Here is a 3515-nt window from a genome sequence, read left to right on the forward strand (position 1 = left end):
ACCGACGACACCGACGACACCGACGACACCGACGACACCGACGAGCCGGGCGCGTGCGGAGCGCCCGAGGGGCTGGTCGTCGACGGATCGGTGGGCGAGAGGTGCATGGGGCGACTTTTAGCAAGCTCCATGCCGAGACTTTCGCTGCCGCGCAACCACCAGCGTAGCAATGCCTCGTATCGGTGATGCGCGGCCTAAATCATCGCAGGGTCGCGGGGCGCCCGCAGGGCTGCGTCTGCTGAGCCGCGCGCTATTGCGTCAGTCTGGCGCAGCGCACAGGTTGTGTGTCGTTCTGGAGCAGAGTGTCACCCGCGGCTCGTCAAAGCACGATAAAGCTTGCCGATTGTTTACCACCACCCCCTTTCCGCCGATTGGCATAGAACTTGTTTTGCAGGCCTTACGTCGGTGCGGCGAGCGGACTGCCGATGCGGCGGTCGTGCAGCGCGGACGCGACGAGCCACGCGAGCGCGCCCGTGCGAGCGGCAGCCGCCATGTCGTCGCCGTGGCGAATGCCGCCGGCGCCGATCACGTCGGTACCGGCAGGCGCCGCGGCACGGATGCGTTCAAAGGTGGCGAGATCGGGACCGTCGTAGCTGCCGACCTGATCGAGCGTCATCGCGATCACTTTGCGCGGCCACCATGAGCGCGCGGGCTCTGGGCTTTCGCAAACGCCTGCCGCGCCGAGCAACTGGCCGGCGCGATGGTCCAGCGAGAGGATCGGCGCGAAGCCCGCGGCTTCGGCGGCGCGCAGTGCATGAATGTCTTGCAGCGATTCGGTGCCGAACACGGGCACGAGCGTCGCCGCAAGCGGCGGCGCGGGCGGGCCGCTTGCGTCGATGCGCGCGAACAGCGCGAGCATCGACGCGTAGTCGGCATAACCCGCGTCGAGCCAGATGTCGATGCCCGGCAGCGCGGCACGCAACGCGGCAAGCGTCGCGACGTGAGGGCGCTGCTGCAGGATCGCGCCGAGGTCGGCGATATAGAGCGTGCGCGCGCCGCTTGCCGCAAGCAGCGCGCGGGCGATGTCGAGCGGCTCGCTGGTGGCGGCCAGCGACGAATGTATCGGCAGATAGCCGGCCCGTTCGCCGCGCACCGCGCGCACGACGTGGCCGTCGAGCAGATCGAGAACCGGTATCACCTGCATAGGGGCGCATCCTTTGACCAAGATTTTTGTCTTCGAGTATCTCACCGGCGGCGGCATCGACCCGGCGCTCGCCGGTGCCGCGAGCCTCGCGGACCTGAGCGCGCTGATCGTCGAAGGACGCGTGATGCGCGACGCGCTGGCCGCGGACCTGCGCGGGATCGACGGCGTGCAGGTCTGCATTGCGAGCTCGCGCTTCGAAAGCGTCGACCCCGCGCTCGCTCATTGTATGGCTGCGCCCGGCGAATCGATGACGGCCTTCGTCGCGCGCGCGGCGCGGGAGCACGACTACGCGTGGATCATCGCGCCCGAGTGCGACGGCTTGCTGCTGCATCTGTACGACGCGGTTGGCGCGACGCGCTGGCTCGGCTGCGCGAAGGAAGCGATCCGGCTCGCATCAAGCAAGAGCGCGACCGCCGCGTGCCTCGCGGCCCACGGCATTGCGACCACGCCGGCCATCGAGCCGGGGCAGGCGGCAGCGCTCGCCGGCAGCAAATGGGTCGTGAAGCCGGACGACGGCGCGGGCGGACTGGACACGTTCGTATTCGACGATTTCGCGCAAGCCTGCGCCGAATACGACGCGCGCGCGGCTGCCGCGCGCAATCCAGTACTGCAGGAGTGGGTGGACGGCGAGCCGTTGAGCCTTTCGCTGATCTGCGACGGTGCGCGCGCCGAGCTTGTCAGCATCAACCGGCAGCGCATTGGTCTTTTCGAGAGTGCCGCGCCGGGACAGTGCGCGAGCATCGTCGAATTCGACGGCGTGACGGTCAACCAGATCGACCTGGGCAGCGACCAGGGCAAGGCGCTGCGCGCACTCGCCGAGCGCGTCGCGAAGGCCATTCCGGGGCTGCGCGGCTTTGCCGGGATAGACGTGGTGTGGCACCCGTCGCGCGGGCCTGTTGTGATCGAGGTCAATCCGCGCCTGACCGTCGCTTATGCGGGACTCACCGCCGCGCTTGGCTGCAATCTGTCGGCGGCGTTGCTGGCGGCACATGGCGTGCGGGTTCACCCGCGCGAGCGCGGCGAAACAGGCGCGCCGAACGAGCCGGCGAGCGCTACCGCGCGCTCATTCGACGCTCATTCTGCTTGCGGAGCACAGCCATGAACGCGCCGCGCATGAACTCGACGGGCAGCGCGCCGGTGTTCGGCTGGGATGTCGGCGGCGCGCACGTCAAAGTGTCGATGAGCGGACCTGGCGGCGTGCTGCTCGACGTCGGACAATGGGCCTGCCCGTTGTGGCAGGGGCTCGAGCATCTTGAACACACGATCGACCTGGTCTTCGAGCGCTGGCCGGCTGCGAAGACCTACGCCGCGCATCACGCGGTGACGATGACCGGCGAGATGGTCGACCTGTTCGAGGACCGTTCGCAGGGCGTGCGCGCGATCGCCGCCGCGCTGGAGCGGCGGCTCGGGTCGCGCGTCGCCTTCTATGCAGGCGAGGCTGGCTGGTTGACGGGCGAGACTTGCGCGAGCGGATGGCGCAGCGTCGCGTCGGCGAACTGGCTCGCGACCGCGCGCTGGCTCGCGACGCGTGTTCCGAACGCGCTGCTAGTCGACGTCGGCAGCACGACGACCGACATCATTCCGGTCGCGAACGGGCGCGTAGTCGCGCGGGCATCGACGGATGCCGGGCGGCTCGCGACCGGTGAACTCGTCTATCAGGGCGTGGTGCGCACGCCGCTGTGCGGGATTGCGGGTCGCGTCGAATTCGGCGGCGCGGCGGTCAACGTGATGAACGAATGGTTCGCGACCACGGCCGACGTGTACCGGCTCACGGGCGAGCTCGCGCCGCAATACGACCTGTACCCGAGCGCCGATAACGGCCCCAAGACCGAACTGGCAAGCCGCAGACGGATTGCACGCATGATCGGCCGCGACGCGCATGAAACGAGTCCTGCCGAGTGGCGCGCGTTTGCATTGCGTTGGCGTGACCTGCAATTGCGCGAGATCAGCGCGAACCTGATGCGCGTGACGGCGGCGCACCCCGAACTGGCGGCCGCGCCGCTCGTGGGCGCCGGCTGCGGGCGTTTTCTCGTGGCGGCGCTCGCCCGCGAGGAGGCGCGCGGCTATATCGATTTCGGCACGCTCGCGGGCGGCACGGCGGGGCAGGCGGAGTGGGCCGCGACCTGCGCGCCGAGCGTGGCCGTGGGGCTGCTTGCGGCGGCGCGCGATGCTGCGGCAAGCGAGGGTGCATATGGTGCGAACGCGGCGTTTCGGGCGGCGCGAGGGACTAGCTGCGTGGCCTGAATAACGAGCCGTGCGACGAATGGCGGCGGAACGGGAGCCGCGAGCGGTGCGAGTCGTAATAGCGGACTGAGTGGACGAAGCGGGACAAGGCCGACAAGGCCGACAAGGCCGACAAGGCCGACAAGGC

4 protein-coding genes are annotated in these 3515 nt (G+C 69.2%); 3 read left to right on the top strand and 1 reads right to left on the bottom strand.

All coding sequences use genetic code 11. From position 1 onward, the window contains the following. Nucleotides 1-186, top strand: a 186-nt coding sequence (locus F757_RS36735) for a hypothetical protein (protein ID WP_035467689.1), incomplete at its 5' end; no start/stop codon positions are given. Nucleotides 187-397: 211 nt separating this feature from the next. Here F757_RS36735 and F757_RS0129745 read toward each other — a convergent pair. Further along, nucleotides 398-1144 (bottom strand): HisA/HisF-related TIM barrel protein, encoded by a 747-nt coding sequence (locus F757_RS0129745; protein ID WP_027214511.1) that lies wholly within the window; start codon nucleotides 1142-1144, stop codon nucleotides 398-400. Nucleotides 1145-1157: 13 nt separating this feature from the next. On the opposite strand from F757_RS0129745, the gene F757_RS0129750 reads away from it, so the two are divergent. Continuing rightward, entirely contained in the window at nucleotides 1158-2246 is a 1089-nt protein-coding gene (locus F757_RS0129750) for an ATP-grasp domain-containing protein (RefSeq protein WP_027214512.1), read from the top strand. Further along, the gene (locus tag F757_RS0129755) at nucleotides 2243-3388 is read left to right on the top strand and encodes a hydantoinase/oxoprolinase family protein (protein WP_027214513.1); all 1146 of its coding nucleotides are present in this window, start codon (nucleotides 2243-2245) and stop codon (nucleotides 3386-3388) included. Before F757_RS0129750 ends, F757_RS0129755 begins: the two co-directional genes overlap by 4 nt. Nucleotides 3389-3515 lie beyond the last annotated feature (127 nt).

Origin of the sequence: Burkholderia sp. WSM2232 (genome assembly GCF_000472545.1) — a bacterium.
In the GTDB taxonomy this organism is placed as follows: Bacteria; Pseudomonadota; Gammaproteobacteria; order Burkholderiales; family Burkholderiaceae; genus Paraburkholderia.

Bases quoted from the DNA above. Each gene is read 5' to 3' on its own strand.
- F757_RS0129755 (WP_027214513.1), top strand. From the start codon at position 2,243: ATGAACGCGCCGCGCATGAACTCGACGGGCAGCGCGCCGGTGTTCGGC.
- F757_RS0129745 (WP_027214511.1), bottom strand. From the start codon at position 1,144: ATGCAGGTGATACCGGTTCTCGATCTGCTCGACGGCCACGTCGTGCGC.